Below are 19,403 nucleotides of genomic sequence, written 5' to 3' on the forward strand. Positions count from 1 at the left end.
GCGCCGTGCCTTGATCCGTTTACTCGGCCGGAGCCGGTACGAGGCTCGATGTCGAGCGCCGGAAGGTGCCTTGCCCGACAAGGGTGATCACCAGGGCGATGAAGCCGGCGAGCATCGAAACGAAGAAGCCGCTGGTCGGGCCGAGGTTGTCGATGAACCAGCCCGATGCCGAGGACCCTGCCGCCATGCCAATGCCGATGCCGGTGATCGCCCAGGTCATGCCTTCGGTGAGCTTGGACGACGGCACGATCTTTTCCACCAGCGCCATCGAGATGATGATGGTCGGCGAGACGGCAACGCCCGCGACGAACAGCACCACTGCCAGGGTCTGGATGCTGCCGACGATCATCAGTGGCAAGGTGGTGAGCGCTGCCAGGGCAATTGCCAGCAGCAGCTGGCGCGGCAAGGCAAGCTTGAGCTTCAACGCGCCGAAGGCGAGGCCGGCGACCAGCGAACCGGCGGCATAAGCCGACAGTGCAAAGCCGGCGGAGGCCTTGTCGCCCTGGGCTTCGGCGAAGGCGACCGCAGTCACTTCGGCGGTGCCGAAGATGGCGCCGATGGCGATCAGCGTCAGCACCAGGATCTGCATCGAGCCGAGCCAGATGACCGATTTGCCGCCTGATTTGTCCTGGGCGTGGACCGGCGGTTCCGTCGACTTCTGGGCAGCAAAGAGGAAATTGCCGATCGCAAGAAGCGTCGTGGCCACAAGCGGGCCTGCTTCCGGAAACAGCCCGACACTGAGGCCGATGGCAACGATCGGGCCGGTCATGAAGATGACCTCGTCGACGACGGATTCAAAAGCAAACGCCGTGTGCAGTTTTGGCGAGCCGCGATAGATCTGGGTCCAGCGTGCGCGTACGAAAGCGCTCATGCTCGGCATGGTGCCGCCGAGGATGGCAAACAGGAACAGCGTCCAGTTCGGCGCCCGGTAGTGGGTTGCAAGCATCAGGCTCGAGAGCGCCGCGACGGCGACAATGGTGCCGGGGATCAGGATGCGGCGCTGGCCGTAGCGGTCGACGAGTCGCGATACCTGGGGTGCGATCAGCGCGTTGGAAAACGCAAATGTCGCGGCCACCGCGCCGGCGAGCCAATATTCGCCGTGGGTTTCCGACAGCATCGTGACGATGCCGAGCGTGATCATCGCGAGCGGCAGCCGCGCGATGAAGCCGGTGGCGGAGAACGCCTTGGCGCCGGGCGCCTTGAAGATTTCGTTATAGGGATTACGCATAGGATTCACCGGAAGGGGAGATATCTGAAATTTCATATACAGTCGAGCCGCCTGAAGAGGCGGCTCGTTGGTACAGACAGGAGCGGTTTTGACTGGGCGTGTGTTGCCTCATTCCGCTGCTTGTGGTGCCGCTTGCGGCAGCTCGACTTCGTCCTCGCCAGCAAGTGCTTTCTGGCCGAGAAGGACGACCAGCAACGAGATCGTGCCTGCAGCCACCGACACCCAGAAACCGTTCTGCGCACCGAAATTGTCGACCACCCAGCCTGCCACGAAGGCACCTAGCGCCATGCCGATGCCGATGCCGGTCATCACCCAGGTGATGCCTTCGGTCAGCATGGCTTCCGGCACCCGCCGCTCGATCAGGCCGAAAGCCATGATGAAGGTGGGCGAGATCGCTACGCCGCTGACGAAGATGGCGAGTGCCAGCAGCGGCACCGTGTCGGCGGCCAGCAGGGGTAGCGTGGTCAGGGCGACGATGGCGATCGATATGGCAAGCAGGCGCTGCTTCGGGGCCTTGAGGTTCAGCGCGCCGACGATCAGGCCGACAATAAGCGAACCGGCGGCATAGACGCCGATGACGAGACTTGCCGCGGTCGGCTGGCCGAGTTCCTTGGTGATCGCCACGGCGCTGACCTCGGCAGTGGCGAAGATCGCACCGACGAAGATGAGCGCCAGCGTGATGATCTGGACCGGGCGCAGCGCGATCGCCGAACCGATACTTGCAAGTTCAGGCGCTCTGACCTTGGGCTCGCTCGACCGCTGCAGGAGGAAAGCTGCCATGCCGACGGCCAGCAACAGCGTGCTGACCAGCATGCCGGCTTCCGGGAACAAAGCGACGCTCAGACCGACCGAAATCGAGGCGCCGGCGATGTAGACCATCTCGTCGGCGACGGATTCAAAGGCGAAGGCGGTGTTGAGTTCGGGGCGATCGCGGAAGATTTCGGTCCAGCGGGCCCGCACCATGGCCGGCATGCTGGGCATGGCGGCGGCGATGAAGGCCGAGACGAAAAGCGTCCAGGCCGGCCAGTCATAGCGGGTGGCAATGAGCAAGACGGCAAAGGCGAGGACGGAGATGATGGTGGTGGGGAGGGCCACTGATGTCTGGCCGAGCCTGTCGATCCGGCGCGAGATCTGCGGGGCCGCAAAGGCGTTGGTCAGGGCGAAGGTGGCCGAGACGGCACCTGCCAGCCAATATTCGCCGCGCGTCTGCGACAGCATCGCAACGATGCCGATAGGAGCCATGGCGATCGGTAGGCGTGCAATGAATGCCGCCGCCGCGAAGCCTTTGGTCCCGGGAACTCTGAATATCTCAGCATAAGGATTGTGCATCGGAGCACTCCTGGAATTTCGAGGGTGCGCCACTTACATACGTGGCGTATGTCAATGAGATAATTGCATACGCCGCGTATGTCAATTACCATGGGTGTCATGTCGAGAAAAATATACGCGACGTATGTGAATGACGGCGCGACAAGGAAGAGGCGATGAAGGCAGCACACAAACCCCGAAGCGAGATGATTGCCGAAACGCGCGCCAAGCTGATCGCTGCCGCGCGCCGGGCATTTGCCACGACGGGCTATGCGAATGCGTCGATGGACGATTTCACCGCCGAGGCGGGGCTGACGCGCGGCGCGCTGTATCACCACTTCGGCGACAAGAAAGGGTTGTTCGAGGCCGTGCTTGCCCAGATCGACCAGGAAATGTGTGTGCGCCTCAATGAGATCTCGGCCAGGGCCAAGACGCGCTGGCAGGGCTTCCTCGACGAGAACATCGCTTATGTCGAAATGGCGCTCGAGCCGGAAATCCAGCGCATCGTCCTGCGCGATGGGCCGGCGGTGCTCGGCGACCCGGCGCAATGGCCCAACGCCAACGCCTGTATTTCGGCCATCACGGCGAACCTCGTCGCGCTGAAGGCGGAAGGCCTTGTCCGCGACATCGATGCGGAAGCGATGGCGCGGCTGATCAGCGGTGCCTCGCTTTATGCCGCCCAGTGGATCGCCAATTCCGAAGACCCTGGCGCGACGTCGATCAAGGCGGTGAAGGCGTTTCGCGCGCTGATGGAAGGCCTGCTTGTGGCCGGCAAGCCCGCCGGCTGATCTTTTCTGCCGTGGACAGACATGCCGGGTGCTGGGACCCTCGGTTCCTCTTGCCACCCGGCCATGGGATTCGTCCGTCAGCAGGCTGCCGTTTTCCCCAGGGCTTTGACGGCTATGCGTGGTCTGGCCGGCCATTGCTGATAAGGTGCGGCGATGACCACGCGGCTCTACACGCATCCGATCTACCTCGAACACCTGACGACGCCCGGGCATCCCGAGCGGCCCGACAGGTTGCGCGCCATCGAGCGCGCGCTCGACGACGAGGCGTTCGAGATGCTCGATCGCGTCGAAGCGCCGATGGGTGACGAACGCACGATTCTCTACGCGCACCCCGAGGGTTTTGTCGAAAACGTCCGCCGGCAGGTGCCGGTGGAAGGCTTCGCCAGGATAGACGGCGACACCACGCTGAGCCCAAAAAGCTGGCAGGCTGCACTGACCGCGATCGGGGCGGCCAATGCCGCCGTCGACGACGTCTTTGCCGGCAACGCCGCCAACGTGTTCGTCGCCTCGCGACCGCCTGGGCACCATGCCGAAAAGACGACGGCAATGGGCTTTTGCCTGTTCAACAACGCGGCGATCGCAGCACGTCATGCCCAGCGCGACCATGGCGCCGAGCGGGTGGCGATCGTCGATTGGGACGTGCATCACGGCAACGGCACCCAGGACATCTTCTGGGACGATCCAACCGTGCTCTACTGCTCGACACACCAGATGCCGCTGTTTCCGGGCACAGGTGCGAAAAGCGAGACCGGCGTCGGCAACATCGTCAATGCGCCGCTTGCGCCTGATACCGGCAGCGACCATTTCCGCGAGGCGTTCCGCTCGCGCGTTTTGCCGGCGCTCGACAGATTCGCCCCTGACCTGATCATTATCTCGGCCGGTTTCGACGCGCACCATCGCGACCCGCTGGCCGAGATCAACCTCACCGAAGCCGATTTCGACTGGGCGACCGGGCAATTGATGGACAGCGCCGCGCGCCATTCATCAAATCGTCTGGTCAGCCTGCTCGAGGGCGGCTACGACCTGCACGGGCTGGCCTTCTCAGTGGCCGCCCATGTTTCTCGCCTCATGAAAGGATAAGCCATGGCCGCCGAGCCCAACGACGAAATCAAGGCGCTGAGCTTCGAGCAGGCACTCGCGGCGCTGGAGAAGATCGTCGACGATCTCGAGCGTGGCGACGTGCCGCTCGACCAGTCGATCAAGATTTACGAGCGCGGAGAGGCGCTGAAGGCGCATTGCGACCGCCTGCTGAAGGCCGCCGAAGACAAGGTCGAAAAGATCCGCCTGTCGCGCGACGGCAAGCCCGTGGGCACGGAGCCGCTCGACGGCGAGTAAAAGCCGTCCAGTTCAGTTCGCGGCGGCATCGCCGTCGCGGACGTCGAAATCGCCGGGCCGGGCCGCATAGAAGCGATCCGGCGGCGTCCAGCGGTCAGGCAGCTGGGTTTCGCCCCAGCGGGCGAGTTCCTGCACCACAGGAATGAGTGCTGCACCCGTGGCGGTCAGTGCATAGGCGCCGCGGATCGAACCCTGGCGCGGCAGAGATTGCCTGATGAGGCCGGCATCCTCCAGCCGGCGTAGCCTTTCGGCCAGGATGTTGGTCGAGATCTTTTCCGGCGTGGACAAAAGGTCCGAATAGCTGGTCGCCCCCATCACCATCGCCCTGACGATCACCAGCGACCACTTGTCGCCGATGATGTCGAGCGCTGACGCGATGGGGCAGCCGGAGCGGAACTGGGTCATGGCGGCATTTTGGACTTTTAACTTGCAAAATGCAAGTTAAAAGTGGTTAGCTGCCCCAACGCTCGTCGGGGAGGACTTGTCATGTTGCCGATAACATCTATGACTGCCGCACTCGCCGCTGTGGCTCTGGTCGTCCTCAGCATCAGGGTAAGCCTGTATCGCAAGAAGGTCGGGGTCAAAATCGGCTTCGGCGAGGACGTCGCCCTGATGCGGCGCATCCGTGCCCAAGGCAATTTCATCGAATACGTGCCGCTCGCCCTGATCCTGCTTGCTTTGGCCGAATACCGTCAGGCGCCGACGGCGATGCTCTGGACGATCGCGGGATTGCTGATCGTCGGCCGTGGCCTTCACGTCGCGGGCATACTGACGGCGCGGACGCCATTGAGCGCGCCCGGCATGGTCGGCACCTACAGTGCGTTGCTCGTCGGCGCAGCGGCGCTTGCCTTTGGATGAGGGGCGTCCGAACCGCTTGACCTCGTCGCGCGTTGCGCCCAGTTATGGGAAAGCCATACCGTTGGTGAAAACCCCGGAGCAGCCAATGTGCCGTAACATCAAGACATTGTTCAATTTCGACCCGCCGGCGACGCATGACGAGATCCGCGACGCAGCCTTGCAGTTCGTCCGCAAGCTGAGCGGTTCGAACAAGCCTTCGAAGAAGAACGAAGAGGCCTTCAACCGCGCCGTCGACGTGATCGCCGAGGCCGCGCACGAGATGCTGCATGCGATGGAAACGCACCACCACCCGCGCAATCGCGACGAAGAAGCCGCCAAGGCAAAGGCACGTTCGGCGCTGAGATTTGCCTGAGTGCCAGCTCTGGTGACCAACGCACTGCAAACATACTCCAGGATGCGACCATGAGCTTCTTTCCTGCCGAAGACCCGACACCGGGCGATGCCTTTTCTTGTGACCAGCTCGAACTGATGGTCATCCCCAACGCCAAGGATATCGACGGCTTCCAGGTGCGCCGGGCATTGCCGACGGCAAAGCGCCGTCTGGTCGGGCCGTTCATCTTCTTCGACCGCATGGGACCGGCGATCCTGAGGGCAGGGCATGCGCTGGATGTGCGCCCGCACCCGCATATCGGGCTTGCGACCGTCACCTACCTGTTCGACGGCAAGATCAGGCACCGGGATTCGCTCGGCACCGAGATGGTCATCGCTCCGGGCGACGTGAACCTGATGACGGCAGGGCGCGGCATCGTCCATTCCGAGCGCACGCCGGAAGAGCTGCGCGGCGCGCCGATGTCGGTTTCCGGGCTGCAGACCTGGCTGGCGCTGCCCGACGGCAAGGAGGAGGTCGCGCCGCTGTTCGAGAATACGGCGGCAATGGAGCTTCCGACCTTCGAAGCCGATGGTGTCAGCGGCAGGTTGGTGATCGGTGAGTTCAAGGGCCTGAAGTCGCCGGTGCGCCAGGCATCCGACACGCTCTACGCCGACATCAGGCTGGCGCCGGGTGCCAGGATCAAGATTCCGGCCGACGCCGAGGAGCGTGCCATCTACACGCTTGGCGGCGAGATCGACATTCTTGGTGATCGCTTCCCGATCGAGCGGTTGCTGGTGTTCAAACCTGGCGACGAGATCGTCGTGAGCTCGGAGACGGGTGCGCATTTCATGCTGTTCGGCGGCGCCTCGCTCGGTTCCAAGCGCTACATCTGGTGGAACTTCGTCTCGTCGTCGCGCGAGCGCATCGAAGAGGCGAAGAATGAATGGAAGACCGGCCGTTTCGATATCGTGCCGGGCGACGAGGAGGAGTTCATCCCGTTGCCCGAGGGGTGAGGGGTGCCCGCGTCACCGCCACGCATTTACTTTCCAAGCATGCGGTCGTATCTGCCGGGTGGTTAACCGAGTTAGTGCGGATTGATGAACGCGAAACCTGAAACGCCCCTGCTGGACAAGGTCCGCGTGCCGTCCGACCTGCGCACGCTTGATGAGGCCCAGCTGCCGCAACTGGCAAGCGAACTGCGCGCCGAGCTGATCGACGTGGTGTCGCAGACCGGAGGCCATCTTGGCGCGGGCCTTGGCGTCGTCGAGCTGACGGTGGCGCTGCACTATGTCTTCGACACGCCCGACGACCGCATCATCTGGGATGTCGGCCACCAGGCCTACCCGCACAAGATCCTGACCGGCCGCCGCGACCGCATGCGCACGCTGCGCCAGGAGGGCGGGCTCTCCGGCTTCACCAAGCGCTCGGAAAGCGAGTACGATCCGTTTGGCGCTGCGCACTCCTCGACGTCCATTTCTGCCGGCCTCGGCATGGCGGTGGCGCGCGATCTCGATGGCGGCCGCAACAACGTCATAGCTGTCATCGGCGACGGCGCCATGTCGGCAGGCATGGCCTATGAGGCGATGAACAATGCCGGTGCGCTCGACGCCCGCCTGATCGTCATCCTCAACGACAACGACATGTCGATCGCCCCGCCGGCAGGCGCGATGAGCGCCTATCTGGCGCGCCTTGCCTCGGGCCGCACCTATGCCGGCGTGCGCGAGCTCGGCAAGAAGCTGACCTCCTATCTCGGCCGCCGCGTCGACCGCGCCATCACCCGCGCCGTCGAGCATGCGCGCGGTTTCGTCACCGGCGGCACGCTGTTCGAGGAGATGGGCTTTTTCCATATCGGCCCGATCGACGGCCACAATCTCGAGCACCTTGTGCCGGTGCTGAAGAACGTGCGCGACAACGGCACCGGTCCGGTGCTGATCCATGTCGTAACCCAGAAGGGCAAGGGTTATGCCCCGGCCGAAGCGGCTGCCGACAAGTATCACGGCGTCAACAAGTTCGACGTGATCACCGGCGCCCAGGCCAAGGCGCCAGCGAACGCGCCTGCCTACACCAAGGTGTTCGCCGAAAGCCTGATGCAGGAGGCGCGCGACGACGACAAGATCGTTGCCGTCACCGCCGCCATGCCGTCGGGCACCGGCCTTGATCTGTTCGGCGAGGCGTTTCCGTCGCGCACCTTCGACGTCGGCATCGCCGAGCAGCATGCGGTGACCTTTGCCGCGGGCCTCGCGACCGAAGGCTACAAGCCGTTCGTCGCGATCTACTCGACCTTCCTGCAACGCGCCTATGACCAGGTCGTGCACGACGTCGCCATCCAGAACCTGCCGGTGCGCTTTCCGATCGACCGCGCCGGCTTCGTCGGTGCCGACGGCGCCACCCATTGCGGCGCCTTCGACACCGCCTATCTCGCTTCGCTGCCCGGTTTCGTCGTCATGGCGGCGGCCGACGAGGCGGAATTGCGTCACATGGTTCGTACCGCCGTCGAGTATGACGACGGTCCGATCTCCTTCCGCTATCCGCGCGGCAACGGCGTCGGCGTCGACATGCCCGAGCGTGGCCAGGCGCTCGAGATCGGCAAGGGCCGCATCGTGCGCGAGGGCACCAAGGTGGCGCTGCTGTCCTTCGGCACACGCCTCAAGGATTGCCTGCTCGCCGCCGAGGAACTCGGCGCTGCCGGGCTGTCGACGACTGTCGCCGACGCGCGCTTCGCCAAGCCGCTGGACGAGGACCTGATCCGTCGCCTCGCGCGGTCGCACGAAGTGCTCGTCATGGTCGAGGAAGGTTCGGTCGGTGGCTTCACCAGCCAGGTGCTCGATTTCCTCGCCCGCAATGGCCTGCTCGACAACGGCCTCAAGGTGCGGCCGCTGACAATGCCGGACAGCTTCGTCGACCACGCCAACCCAGACAAGATGCATGCAGACGCCGGGCTTGATTCCGCCGGCATCGTGCGTGCCGTCTTCGCAGCGCTCGGCAAGTCGGCCCAGGCGGTCCGCGCCTGACATAATCGCGCGAGCGCTTGCCATGCAGGCGCGCATTCGCCATTGAAAGCCATGGAAATCTCAAGGCAAGCCACCGCCAGCCTGCGGCTCGACGAATTGCTCGTCAGCCGCGGTTTCTTTGCCAGCCGCTCGCGGGCTCGCGACGCTGTGGCGCGCGGTGCCGTGACCGTCGATGGCCAGCCGGCGAAGAAGCCGGGCCAGACGGTTGGCGTGGGTGTTGCGATCGAAGTCGACGACCCGGCGCAGGCCTATGTCTCGCGCGCAGCGCTGAAGCTGATCGCCGGGCTCGACCATTTCGGGTTCGATCCAGCTGATTGCACGGCGTTGGACATCGGTGCCTCGACCGGCGGCTTCACGCAGATCTTGCTGGAACGCGGCGCCGCGCATGTGATTGCCATCGATGTCGGCCATGGCCAGATGGACGAGCGGCTGAAGTCCGATCCGCGTGTGACCTGCCTCGAGGGCCTCAATGCCCGCAACCTGACGTCGGATGACCTTGGCGGACGGACACCCGATATGCTGGTCTCCGATGTCAGCTTCATCTCGCTCAGACTGGCTTTGCCCAATGCGCTCGGACTGGCAGCCACAGGCGCCAGGGGCGTGTTCCTGGTCAAGCCGCAATTCGAGGCTGGGCGCGAGGCGATCGGCAAGGGCGGCCTGCTCAAAAATGCCGAGGACGGCCCGCGCATGGCTGAAGAGCTGCGCGCGTGGCTCGACGCCGTTCCGGGCTGGCGTTCGCTCGGCATCTGCCCGTCGCCGCTCGAAGGCGGTGACGGAAATCGTGAATACCTGCTCGGTGGAGTAAACGACCGATGACGACACGTTTCGAAATTGCGCGGCTTGGCGCGCATGGCGACGGCGTCGTCGATGCCAATGGTGGGCATATCTTCATCCCGTTCGCGCTGCCGGGCGAGGTGGTGACGGCCGCGCGCGAGAAAGATCGTGCCCAACTGATTTCGGTCATCGAGCCATCGCCGCAACGCATCGATCCTGCCTGCAGGCATTTCACCGAATGCGGCGGCTGCGCGATCCAGCATCTCGAGGATCAGGCCTATCGCGACTGGAAGCGTGGGCTGGTCGCCCATGCGCTGAAGGCGAGAGCGATCGATGTCCCAGTAGCCGAACTGGTTGCATGTCCGCCGCACAGCCGGCGGCGGGCGGCTTTCACCGCGCGCAACACCGAGTCAGGGCTGCATCTCGGCTACAACAAGGCGTTCTCCCACACCCTCGTCGACATCGAGGAATGCCCGGTACTCCTGCCTTCGATAGTCGAGGCGGCCGGTATCCTGCGGCACCTTGCAGGCATCATCGCCAACACCTCGAAGCCGTTCCGGTTCCTCGTCACGGCCACGGAGTCGGGCTTCGACGTGGCGGCCAGCGACTGCGGCAAGCCGACCGAAGCGATCCGCCGCGCCGCGACCGATTTTGCCATCAAGTCGAAGATAGCCCGGCTTTCCATCGACGGCGAGATCATCGTCGAGCCAGTCAAGCCGATGCTGACCTTTGGCGCAGCGACGGTTAGCCCGCCGCCGGGCGCTTTCGTCCAGGCCGTGGCCGAGGCGGAGGGCACGATGGTCTCACTCGTCACCGGCCACATGCGCAAGGCCAAGAAGGTCGCCGACCTGTTTTCGGGCTGCGGCACCTTCGCGCTCAGGCTCGCGGCGAACTCGGAGGTCCATGCGGTAGAGGGCGATGGGCCAGCGCTGGCCGCACTCGACCGTGGCTTCCGCTTCGCCAGTGGCCTGAAGCGCGTCACCGTCGAGCGCCGCGACCTTGATCGCCGGCCGCTGACCTTCAAGGAACTGAACGCCTTCGACGGCATCGTCTTCGATCCGCCGCGTGCTGGCGCCGAGGACCAGTGCAAGCAGATTGCCCGCTCTGATGTGCCTTACGTGGCGGCGGTGTCGTGCAATCCGGCGACGCTCGCGCGGGACCTGCGCATCCTCATCGATGGCGGCTACGCGCTGAAAAGTGTTGTGCCGATCGACCAGTTCCTCTGGTCGCATCATGTCGAGGCTGTGGCGCTGCTGGAGAAGCCGAAGAAACGTCGTTAAGGCGGCTGCGTTCGATCCGGACGCGATCGGGAGACCAGCGGCTACTTATCGGCCAGCCAGGATATGCTCGACGAACTCGGGCACGATTTCGGTGGCGCGGCCATTAATGGCCTGATCGAACAGGTCATGGCCTTCCGACGGTTCGAGATTGAGTTCGATCGTACGCGCCCCGGCGTGGCGCGCCTGCTCGACGAAGCCGGCGGCGGGATAGACATTGCCGCTGGTGCCGATGGAGACGAAGAGGTCGCAATTCGCCAGTGCCTCGTCGATCTCGTCCATCAGGTAGGGCATTTCGCCGAACCAGACCACGTCCGGCCGCAACTGACCGATCTCCTGGCATGACGGGCAGCGCGAGGCCCGCGACATGGCGCCGTACCAGGGATGCCTGGCGCCGCAATGGGCGCACAGGGCCTTGGTCAGTTCGCCATGCATGTGGATCAGCCGCTGCGAGCCGGCCCGCTCGTGCAGGTCGTCGATGTTCTGCGTGACGAGCAGGAACTTGCCCCGGAAGGCGCGTTCGAGCCTGGCCAGTGCCACATGCGCGGCATTCGGCATCACACCGGCAAGTCCGCTCCGGCGTTGGTTGTAGAACTCGTGAACCAGCTCCGGATTACGGGCAAAGCCTTCCGGCGTCGCCACGTCGCGATAGTCGACCTTCGCCCAGATGCCGTCCTTGTCACGAAAGGTGTCGACGCCTGATTCGGCCGAGATGCCGGCGCCGGTAAGCACGACGATCGAGGTGGGGCGATGCAGCGGCATTTCGTTCTGTCGATGCGAAACCTAGACCCGCGTGCCGCCAACCGTCATCTGGTTCATCCTGAGATGCGGCTGGCCGACGCCGACAGGCACGCCCTGGCCGGCCTTGCCGCACATGCCGATGCCGTTGTCGAGCTTCATGTCGTTGCCGACCATCGTCACGCGATGCATGGCGTCGGGGCCGTTGCCGATCAGCATGGCGCCCTTGATCGGCTGGGTCACCTTGCCGTCCTCGATCATGTAGGCCTCGGTGCAGCCGAACACGAACTTGCCCGAGGTGATGTCGACCTGGCCGCCGCCGAAGGAGACGGCATAGATGCCGTTCTTGACCGAGGCGATGATCTCTTCCGGCGCCATGTCGCCCGAGGTCATGTAGGTGTTGGTCATGCGCGGCATCGGCTGGTGCGCATAGGATTCGCGGCGGCCGTTGCCGGTCGCCTTCATGCCCATCAGGCGGGCGTTCTGGCGGTCCTGCATGTAGCCGACGAGCTTGCCATCCTCGATCAGCACGTTGCGGGCGCTGGGCGTGCCTTCATCGTCGACGGTGATCGAGCCGCGGCGTTCGGCGATCGTGCCGTCATCGACGACGGTCACGCCCTTGGCGGCGACCTGCTGGCCGAGAAGGCCGGCGAATGCGGAAGTCTTCTTGCGGTTGAAGTCGCCTTCGAGGCCGTGGCCGACGGCTTCGTGCAGCATCACACCCGGCCAGCCGGACGACAAAACGATGTCGAAGGTACCGGCAGGGGCGGGGATAGCTTCGAGATTGACCAGCGCCTGGCGCAATGCTTCGGTCGCGGCATTCTTCCAGCTTTCGTCGGTCAGGAACTCGTCGAAGCTCTTGCGGCCGCCGGCACCGTAGGAGCCGCTTTCCTGGCGGTCGCCGTCGCCGACGATCACCGAGACGTTCATGCGCACCAGCGGGCGGATGTCGCGCACGACCTGGCCGTCGCCGCGCAGGATCTCGACATGCTGCCACGACGAGGCGAGCGACGCCGTCACCTGGCGAACGCGCGGGTCCTTGTCACGCAGCCATGCGTCGATTTCCTGCAAAAGCTTGGCCTTGGCCTCGAAAGAGGGCGACGAGATAGGGTTTTCCTCGCCGTAGAGATGGGTGTTGGTGCGGGCAGGGGCGGCGGCGAGCGTGCCGGAATAGCCGCCCTTGACGGCCGAGACCGCGTCGGAGGCGCGCAGCAACGCCTGTTCCGACAGGTCGCTCGAATGGGCATAGCCCGTGGCTTCGCCAGCAACGGCGCGCAGGCCAAAACCCTGGTCGGTGTTGAAGCTCGCGGTCTTCAGCCGGCCATTGTCGAACATCAGCGCCTCGCCCTCGCGATACTCGAGGAACAACTCGCCATCGTCGGCACCATCGATCGTCTCGGCGACGATCTTGCGCACGCGGTCTTCAGTGATGTTGAACTGGCTGAGAAGGCTGGTCATGGCGCGTCGCCTCATATTCCAAGGTGAGTGTGTTCACCCCGATGTAGGCGACGCAGAGGCTCCGGACAATGTCTCCGGTGCCAAACGCTTACGGTAGTGCTGCGAAGCCCTCGCCGAAGCCGTTGAGGTCGACCGGGATGCCGATGCCTTCTTCGGGCGTCTGGAAGACGATGAAGGTCGCCGACTTGCCGGTCTTCAGCGTGTCGAGCAGCGTCTTGTCGAGGATCACCTCGGCGTAGCAGCCGTCCTGGAAGCAGCGCACGAAATAGGCGCGGCCGATGTCCTTCTGGTCGACATTTAGGCCGAGACCGTTAGGAAGGAGCACGCCGAGCGGCGCCAGCACGCGCAAGATCTCGGCCTTGTTGTCGGCGGTGCGCAGGATGACCACCGAAAGCCCCATCTCGGGACGGTCCTCGGCGATGACGTTCTGCATCATCACGCATTGTTCGTTGGTGGCGCCCGCAGGCGTGTCGCAGATGATCGACCACGCGCCATGGGTGGACTTGACCGTGCCGCTCTGCTGCGCGCCGGCTTGCATGGGAACCACGCAGGCGGCAGCGACGAGCATCTTGGCCACGGTTTTGAAAAGCCCAGACTTCATGACGGCTCCATTGCGAATCACGACTATCAGGCCGTGCAGGCAGCAAGTAAATAACAAGACGGCGCCTTCGCCATCCTGCAATCTCAGGTTTTCCAGACATTCGAAGCCAATTTGGCCCGAATTGCGACGCCTTTTGAGGGCATGGCTGCACAAGCGGGGCGATTGCCCTTTCGCCTGCGCGTTCTTCACCTAGCGCCAAACGCGTCGCGGCGCCAGCCTCTGTGCCTGCGCGCAAAAATGCCGCACGGGTTAAGCCTCTGCTTCCTTGCGGTTATAAAGAGAGTATGGTTTGAACCTCCGAACGTCTCTGGGATTCCCGTCCCGGAGCGGCACGATGTCCTTGCGGCTACGCCCGCACGGAAATGGGAGATACAGAGGGCGATGAGAAAGATCTTTGCTAGCGCCGTCGCGGCGACTGCTTCCCTTGCCAGCGTCGCGGCCTATGCGGCTCAGCCGACGCCTTGGCAAACCACTTTCCAGCCGGCCGCGACCGGCATCATGGAACAGATCACCTGGTTCGAGCACTACACGCTGTGGTTCATCGTTCCGATTACGCTGTTCGTTCTTTTCCTGCTGGCCTATTGCATCTGGCGGTTCCGCGCGAGCGCCAACCCGGTGCCGTCGCGTACCAGCCACAACACGCTGATCGAGGTCATCTGGACCGTCGGTCCGGTTGTCATCCTGCTGTTCCTGGCAATCCCGTCGTTTCAGCTTCTGACGGCGCAGTATTCGCCGCCGGAAGACGCGAAGCTGACGATCAAGGCGACCGCCAACCAGTGGAACTGGGACTACGAGTACCAGAACGCCGAGCCGCTCTCCTTCAACTCGGCGATGCTCGCCGATGCTGACCGCGCAGCGGCTGGCAAGGAAGACAGGGGTGCATATCCGCGCCTTCTCGCCGTCGACAATGAAGTCGTCGTTCCGATCAATACGCTGGTCCGCGTGCTCGTCACCGCCAGCGACGTCATCCACGCCTTCGCCATGCCGGCCTTCGGCGTGAAGACGGACGCGGTGCCGGGTCGTATCAACGAGATCTGGTTCAAGGCTGAGAAGGAAGGCCTCTACTACGGCCAGTGCTCCGAGCTTTGCGGCAAGGACCACGCCTACATGCCGATCGCAATCCGCGTCGTCACCGACGCACAGTACAATACGTGGCTTGCCGCCGCTAAGACCGATCTGCCGGGTGCCAACAAGGCGCTGATGGCCGAGACGGACGGTGCGGCCAAGGTCGCGGCCGCTGGCAACTGAGCCACGGTAGAATAGGGATCAGGGAACGGAGCGGAACATGGCAGGCGCTGCAGCTCACGACCATCACGACCACAAGCCGAAGGGCTGGGTTCGGTGGGTGTACTCGACCAACCACAAAGATATTGGAACGCTCTACCTGATCTTCGCGATCATGGCAGGCTGCATCGGCGGCTTCCTGTCCGTCATGATGCGCTGGGAACTCGCCGAGCCGGGTATCCAGATCTTCCACGGCCTGGCCTCGATGGTCTATGGCGTTGAAGGCGATGCGGCGATCGACGCCGGCAAGAGCATGTTCAACGCGTTCACGACGGCCCATGGCCTGGTCATGATCTTCTTCATGGTCATGCCCGCGCTGATCGGCGGCTTCGCCAACTGGATGGTTCCGATCATGATCGGCGCGCCTGACATGGCGTTCCCGCGCATGAACAACATCTCGTTCTGGCTGCTTCCGCCCGCGTTCCTCCTGCTGATCCTCTCGGCCTTCATGCCGAGCGCTCCCGGTGCGCATGGCGTCGGCGGCGGCTGGACGATCTATCCGCCGCTCTCGACCTCGGGCCAGCCTGGACCGGCAATGGATCTGGCGATCCTGTCGCTGCACATCGCCGGCGCGTCGTCGATCCTCGGTGCGATCAACTTCATCACCACCATCTTCAACATGCGCGCTCCGGGCATGACGCTGCACAAGATGCCGCTGTTTGCCTGGTCGGTGCTGATCACCGCCTTCCTGCTGCTGCTTTCGCTGCCGGTCCTGGCTGGTGGCATCACCATGCTGCTGACCGACCGCAACTTCGGCACGGCCTTCTTCGCCCCTGAAGGCGGCGGCGACCCGATCCTGTTCCAGCACCTGTTCTGGTTCTTCGGTCACCCGGAAGTGTACATCCTGATCCTGCCGGGCTTCGGCATCGTCAGCCACATCGTGTCGACCTTCTCGCGCAAGCCGATCTTCGGTTACCTCGGCATGGCTTATGCCATGGTCGCCATCGGTGCCGTCGGCTTCGTCGTGTGGGCTCACCACATGTACACCACCGGCCTGTCGCTCGACACGCAGCGCTACTTCGTGTTCGCCACGATGGTCATCGCGGTTCCGACGGGTGTGAAGATCTTCTCGTGGATCGCCACCATGTGGGGCGGCTCGATTTCGATGAAGACGCCCATGATCTGGGCGATCGGCTTCATCTTCCTGTTCACCGTCGGTGGCGTCACCGGCGTGCAGCTGGCCAATGCCGGTCTCGATCGTTCGCTGCACGACACCTACTACGTCGTGGCGCACTTCCACTACGTGCTGTCGCTGGGTGCCGTGTTCGCGATCTTCGCGGCCTGGTACTACTGGTTCCCGAAGATGACCGGCTACATGTACTCGGCGGCGATCGCCAACACCCACTTCTGGGTGACGTTCGTCGGCGTAAACCTGATCTTCTTCCCGCAGCACTTCCTCGGCCTCGCCGGCATGCCGCGCCGCTACATCGACTACCCGGATGCTTATGCTGGCTGGAACGCGGTGTCGTCCTACGGCTCGTACATCTCGGCCATCGGCGTGCTGATCTTCCTGTTCGGCGTCTTCGAAGCCTTCTCCAAGAAGCGCGTCGCCGGTGCCAACCCCTGGGGCGATGGTGCGACCACGCTCGAATGGCAGCTGCCTTCGCCGCCGCCCTTCCACCAGTGGGAACAGCTGCCGAAGATCAAGTAAGGCACTGACTGAACTACGAAGCCGCCGGCATAACCGGCGGCTTCGGCCAAACGGAACGACTGGACGTAAGTACGCATGGCCCTTGTCCACAACCGGTTTGACGATCAAACCATCCGCATGTCGGAAGCGACGGCGGGCGATTTCTTCGCCCTGCTGAAGCCGCGCGTCATGTCGCTGGTGGTCTTCACCGCCTTTGTCGGCATGGTTGCCGCCCCTGTCACCATCAACCCGTTCCTTGCGGTCGTCGCGATCCTTGCGATCGCCATCGGCGCGGGCGCTTCGGGTGCGCTCAACATGTGGTACGACGCCGACATCGACGCCGTCATGACGCGTACGGCCAGCCGTCCGGTGCCGTCGGGCAAGGTGACGCCGCATGAAGCGCTGACCTTCGGCCTCGTGCTCTCCGCCCTTTCGGTGATGACGCTCGGCGTCCTCGTCAACTGGCTTTCGGCGGCTCTGCTCGCCTTCACCATCTTCTTCTATGCCGTCATCTACACGATGTGGCTCAAGCGCTGGACGCCGCAGAACATCGTCATCGGTGGCGCGGCCGGAGCGCTGCCGCCGATGATCGGCTGGGCCGCCGTGACCGGCTCGGTCAGCCTCGAGAGCGTCGTGCTCTTCATGATCACTTTCCTGTGGACGCCGCCGCACTTCTGGGCGCTCGCGCTGTTCAAGTCGCAGGACTATGAGCGCGCCGGCATCCCGATGATGCCGAACGTCGCCGGCGAAGCCTCGACGCGTCGCCAGATCTTCGCCTATTCGCTGTTGCTCGCGCCCGTTGGCGTGGCGCCCTGGCTGCTCGGCTACACCACCATCGGCTACGGCGTGGTTTCGCTGGCGCTTGGTCTCGGCTTTGTCTGGTACGCCTGGAAGGTTCTCCAGATGCCGGACAGCGACCGCGTGATGAAGCCCGCCAAGCAGCTCTTTGCCTATTCGCTGCTTTATCTGTTCGTGATCTTTGCGGCCTACCTGGCCGACAGCGTCATCGAGCGTGTCTTTGCGCTTGGAGGTGCATGATGTCGGACAATGACCTGGTGACGCTCACCGAAAAGCAGAAGAAGGCGCGTCGCAGCCGCAACGTCGCCATCGGTCTGGCGCTGGCGGCACTCGTCATCATCTTCTACCTGGCGACGATCGCCAAGTTCGGCCCGGCCATCCTGGATCGGCCGCTATGAGCAGTGGCATGACCAACGACAAGCAGGCTGTCGACGCGAAGAAGCAGAGCTCCAACCGGATGGTTGCGGGCATGTGCGTCGCTTTCGTCGGCGGCATGGTCGGCATGGCTTACGCTGCGGTGCCGCTCTACGCCATGTTCTGCCAGATCACCGGTTATGGCGGCACGACCCAGCGCGTCGAGCAGTATTCCGACAAGATCCTCGATCGCGAGATCACCGTCCGCTTCGACGCCAATGTGTCGGGTGGCCTGCCATGGGACTTCCAGCCCGTGGCCCGCGACGTCCAGATCAAGATCGGCGAGACGAAGCAGATCCATTACACGGCGAAGAACGTCTTCGACACGCCGACCCAGGGCCGTGCGACGTTCAACGTTACGCCGGAGATCGCCGGCGCCTACTTCAACAAGGTCGAGTGCTTCTGCTTCACCGACACGACGCTGAAGCCGGGCGAGACGCTCGACATGCCGGTCGTCTTCTTCGTCGATCCGGAAATCGTCAACGTGCCTGAAATGAAGGACGTCAAGACGATCACGCTGTCTTATACCTTCTTCCCCATTGCCGGGGAAAAGCCTGTAGCTGTCGCGCCCAAGGTTGACGGCGAAGCGAAAAATGTTAATTCCGACGGAAAAGCCGGGGGCTGATATGGCAGACGCACACGCGAAACCAGAACACGACTATCACATCATCGATCCCAGCCCGTGGCCGTTCCTCGCCTCGCTGGGCGCGCTGATCATGGCATTCGGCGGTGTCGCCTGGATGCAGCATCTCAAGGGCGGCAGCTTTCCGATCTTCGGCTACAACATGGCCGGCGCCAACTACTGGATCTTCCTGATCGGCCTGCTGATCGTTCTCTACACCATGTTCGGCTGGTGGTCGGATACGATCAAGGAAGGCAACGAGGGCCATCATACCCGCGTCGTCTCGCTGCACCTGCGCTACGGCATGATCATGTTCATCGCCTCCGAGGTGATGTTCTTCGTCGCCTGGTTCTGGGCGTTCTTCGACGCGGCACTGTTCCCGAATGAAGCTCACCAGGTCCTGCGCGCCGAGTTCACCGGCGGCGTCTGGCCTCCGAAGGGCATCGAGATCCTCGATCCTTTCCACCTGCCGCTCTACAACACGATCATCCTGTTGCTTTCGGGCACCGCCGTGACCTGGGCGCACCACGCGCTGCTGCACAATGACCGCAAGGGCCTGGTCAACGGCCTGGCGCTGACTGTCGGCCTCGGCATCCTGTTCTCGTTCGTCCAAGCCTACGAGTACATCCACGCTCCGTTCGCCTTCAAGGACTCGATCTACGGCGCGACCTTCTTCATGGCGACGGGCTTCCACGGCTTCCACGTCATCGTCGGCACGATCTTCCTGCTGGTCTGCCTGTTCCGCGCCATGGGCGGCGGCTTCACCCCGAAGCAGCATTTCGGCTTCGAGGCGGCTGCCTGGTACTGGCACTTCGTCGACGTGGTGTGGCTGTTCCTGTTCGCCGCGATCTACATCTGGGGTTCGGTTGGCGGCACCATCGCTCACGGCCACTGACCGATCCGGTTTCTGATGCAAGGCGGTCGCGGCAACGCGGCCGCCTTCTCTTTTTGGGCGCTTTCCCAGTGCAA

21 protein-coding genes are annotated in these 19,403 nt (G+C 63.7%); 15 read left to right on the forward strand and 6 right to left on the reverse strand.

Translation table 11 applies throughout. The features are described 5' to 3' along the window. Positions 1-19 precede the first annotated feature (19 nt). Together ACSQ3E_RS06730 and ACSQ3E_RS06735 are read right to left on the reverse strand one after the other, a co-directional pair. Positions 20-1,228 carry an MFS transporter gene (locus ACSQ3E_RS06730; RefSeq protein WP_310323095.1) on the reverse strand — a complete coding sequence of 403 codons (1,209 nt, stop codon included), beginning with the start codon at positions 1,226-1,228 and terminating at the stop codon, positions 20-22. 108 nt (positions 1,229-1,336) lie between these two features. Then, positions 1,337-2,557, reverse strand: a complete 1,221-nt coding sequence (locus ACSQ3E_RS06735; protein WP_436122098.1) for an MFS transporter — start codon at positions 2,555-2,557, stop codon at positions 1,337-1,339. A 155-nt stretch (positions 2,558-2,712) separates the two neighbouring features. Here ACSQ3E_RS06735 and ACSQ3E_RS06740 point away from each other — a divergent pair, with 155 nt between their 5' ends. From ACSQ3E_RS06740 to ACSQ3E_RS06750, 3 genes are all read left to right on the forward strand, one after another. Next, positions 2,713-3,324, forward strand: a complete 612-nt coding sequence (locus tag ACSQ3E_RS06740) for a TetR/AcrR family transcriptional regulator (protein ID WP_436122099.1) — start codon at positions 2,713-2,715, stop codon at positions 3,322-3,324. A 153-nt stretch (positions 3,325-3,477) separates the two neighbouring features. Then, complete coding sequence (locus ACSQ3E_RS06745; protein WP_436122100.1) at positions 3,478-4,404, forward strand: histone deacetylase family protein; 927 nt, start codon at positions 3,478-3,480, stop codon at positions 4,402-4,404. 3 nt (positions 4,405-4,407) lie between these two features. Then, a complete protein-coding gene (locus tag ACSQ3E_RS06750) occupies positions 4,408-4,659 on the forward strand; it encodes an exodeoxyribonuclease VII small subunit (RefSeq protein WP_115733114.1) in 252 nt (83 codons plus the stop codon). Positions 4,660-4,671: 12 nt separating this feature from the next. Here ACSQ3E_RS06750 and ACSQ3E_RS06755 read toward each other — a convergent pair whose 3' ends face one another. Beyond that, positions 4,672-5,064, reverse strand: a complete 393-nt coding sequence (locus ACSQ3E_RS06755) for a winged helix-turn-helix transcriptional regulator (RefSeq protein WP_436122101.1) — start codon at positions 5,062-5,064, stop codon at positions 4,672-4,674. A 99-nt stretch (positions 5,065-5,163) separates the two neighbouring features. On the opposite strand from ACSQ3E_RS06755, the gene ACSQ3E_RS06760 reads away from it, so the two are divergent. The 6 genes from ACSQ3E_RS06760 to ACSQ3E_RS06785 all read left to right on the forward strand — a co-directional run bounded on the left by ACSQ3E_RS06760 (position 5,164) and on the right by ACSQ3E_RS06785 (position 10,892). Continuing rightward, entirely contained in the window at positions 5,164-5,517 is a 354-nt protein-coding gene (locus ACSQ3E_RS06760) for an MAPEG family protein (protein ID WP_436122102.1), read from the forward strand. Positions 5,518-5,602: 85 nt separating this feature from the next. Then, on the forward strand, positions 5,603-5,869 hold the full coding sequence (locus tag ACSQ3E_RS06765) for a DUF2277 domain-containing protein (protein WP_436122103.1): 267 nt from the start codon (positions 5,603-5,605) through the stop codon (positions 5,867-5,869). A 50-nt stretch (positions 5,870-5,919) separates the two neighbouring features. After that, the gene (locus tag ACSQ3E_RS06770) at positions 5,920-6,840 is read left to right on the forward strand and encodes a pirin family protein (RefSeq protein ID WP_436122104.1); all 921 of its coding nucleotides are present in this window, start codon (positions 5,920-5,922) and stop codon (positions 6,838-6,840) included. An 84-nt stretch (positions 6,841-6,924) separates the two neighbouring features. After that, entirely contained in the window at positions 6,925-8,838 is a 1,914-nt protein-coding gene (gene dxs, locus ACSQ3E_RS06775; protein ID WP_436122105.1) for a 1-deoxy-D-xylulose-5-phosphate synthase, read from the forward strand. A 51-nt stretch (positions 8,839-8,889) separates the two neighbouring features. Further along, the gene (locus ACSQ3E_RS06780) at positions 8,890-9,654 is read left to right on the forward strand and encodes a TlyA family RNA methyltransferase (protein ID WP_436122106.1); all 765 of its coding nucleotides are present in this window, start codon (positions 8,890-8,892) and stop codon (positions 9,652-9,654) included. Beyond that, positions 9,651-10,892 carry a class I SAM-dependent RNA methyltransferase gene (locus tag ACSQ3E_RS06785; RefSeq protein WP_436122107.1) on the forward strand — a complete coding sequence of 414 codons (1,242 nt, stop codon included), beginning with the start codon at positions 9,651-9,653 and terminating at the stop codon, positions 10,890-10,892. The genes ACSQ3E_RS06780 and ACSQ3E_RS06785 overlap by 4 nt, the downstream gene beginning before the upstream one ends. Positions 10,893-10,937: 45 nt before the next feature. Here the strand turns inward: ACSQ3E_RS06785 and ACSQ3E_RS06790 are convergent, their stop codons facing one another. The 3 genes from ACSQ3E_RS06790 to ACSQ3E_RS06800 form a co-directional block, all read right to left on the reverse strand. Further along, a complete protein-coding gene (locus ACSQ3E_RS06790; RefSeq protein WP_436122108.1) occupies positions 10,938-11,651 on the reverse strand; it encodes an NAD-dependent deacylase in 714 nt (237 codons plus the stop codon). Positions 11,652-11,672: 21 nt separating this feature from the next. Then, on the reverse strand, positions 11,673-13,085 hold the full coding sequence (gene tldD / locus ACSQ3E_RS06795) for a metalloprotease TldD (RefSeq protein WP_436122109.1): 1,413 nt from the start codon (positions 13,083-13,085) through the stop codon (positions 11,673-11,675). Between the two features lie 88 nt (positions 13,086-13,173). Further along, the gene (locus ACSQ3E_RS06800) at positions 13,174-13,653 is read right to left on the reverse strand and encodes an invasion associated locus B family protein (protein WP_245432147.1); all 480 of its coding nucleotides are present in this window, start codon (positions 13,651-13,653) and stop codon (positions 13,174-13,176) included. Positions 13,654-14,067: 414 nt separating this feature from the next. Between ACSQ3E_RS06800 and coxB the strand changes: the two genes are divergently transcribed. The 6 genes from coxB to ACSQ3E_RS06830 all read left to right on the forward strand — a co-directional run bounded on the left by coxB (position 14,068) and on the right by ACSQ3E_RS06830 (position 19,329). Next, positions 14,068-14,934, forward strand: a complete 867-nt coding sequence (coxB, locus tag ACSQ3E_RS06805; RefSeq protein WP_310323116.1) for a cytochrome c oxidase subunit II — start codon at positions 14,068-14,070, stop codon at positions 14,932-14,934. Between the two features lie 37 nt (positions 14,935-14,971). Then, positions 14,972-16,621, forward strand: a complete 1,650-nt coding sequence (gene ctaD / locus ACSQ3E_RS06810; protein WP_310323118.1) for a cytochrome c oxidase subunit I — start codon at positions 14,972-14,974, stop codon at positions 16,619-16,621. A 75-nt stretch (positions 16,622-16,696) separates the two neighbouring features. After that, positions 16,697-17,638 carry a heme o synthase gene (locus ACSQ3E_RS06815; RefSeq protein ID WP_310323119.1) on the forward strand — a complete coding sequence of 314 codons (942 nt, stop codon included), beginning with the start codon at positions 16,697-16,699 and terminating at the stop codon, positions 17,636-17,638. Further along, the gene (locus ACSQ3E_RS06820; RefSeq protein WP_310323478.1) at positions 17,638-17,796 is read left to right on the forward strand and encodes a hypothetical protein; all 159 of its coding nucleotides are present in this window, start codon (positions 17,638-17,640) and stop codon (positions 17,794-17,796) included. The genes ACSQ3E_RS06815 and ACSQ3E_RS06820 overlap by 1 nt, the downstream gene beginning before the upstream one ends. A gap of 8 nt (positions 17,797-17,804) precedes the next feature. Beyond that, positions 17,805-18,437 (forward strand): cytochrome c oxidase assembly protein, encoded by a 633-nt coding sequence (locus ACSQ3E_RS06825; RefSeq protein ID WP_310323121.1) that lies wholly within the window; start codon positions 17,805-17,807, stop codon positions 18,435-18,437. A gap of 1 nt (position 18,438) precedes the next feature. Continuing rightward, the gene (locus ACSQ3E_RS06830; RefSeq protein WP_310323123.1) at positions 18,439-19,329 is read left to right on the forward strand and encodes a cytochrome c oxidase subunit 3; all 891 of its coding nucleotides are present in this window, start codon (positions 18,439-18,441) and stop codon (positions 19,327-19,329) included. Positions 19,330-19,403: the final 74 nt, after the last annotated feature.

It is taken from the genome of Aminobacter sp. LjRoot7 (assembly GCF_964252895.1).
GTDB lineage: Bacteria > Pseudomonadota > Alphaproteobacteria > Rhizobiales > Rhizobiaceae > Aminobacter > Aminobacter aminovorans_B.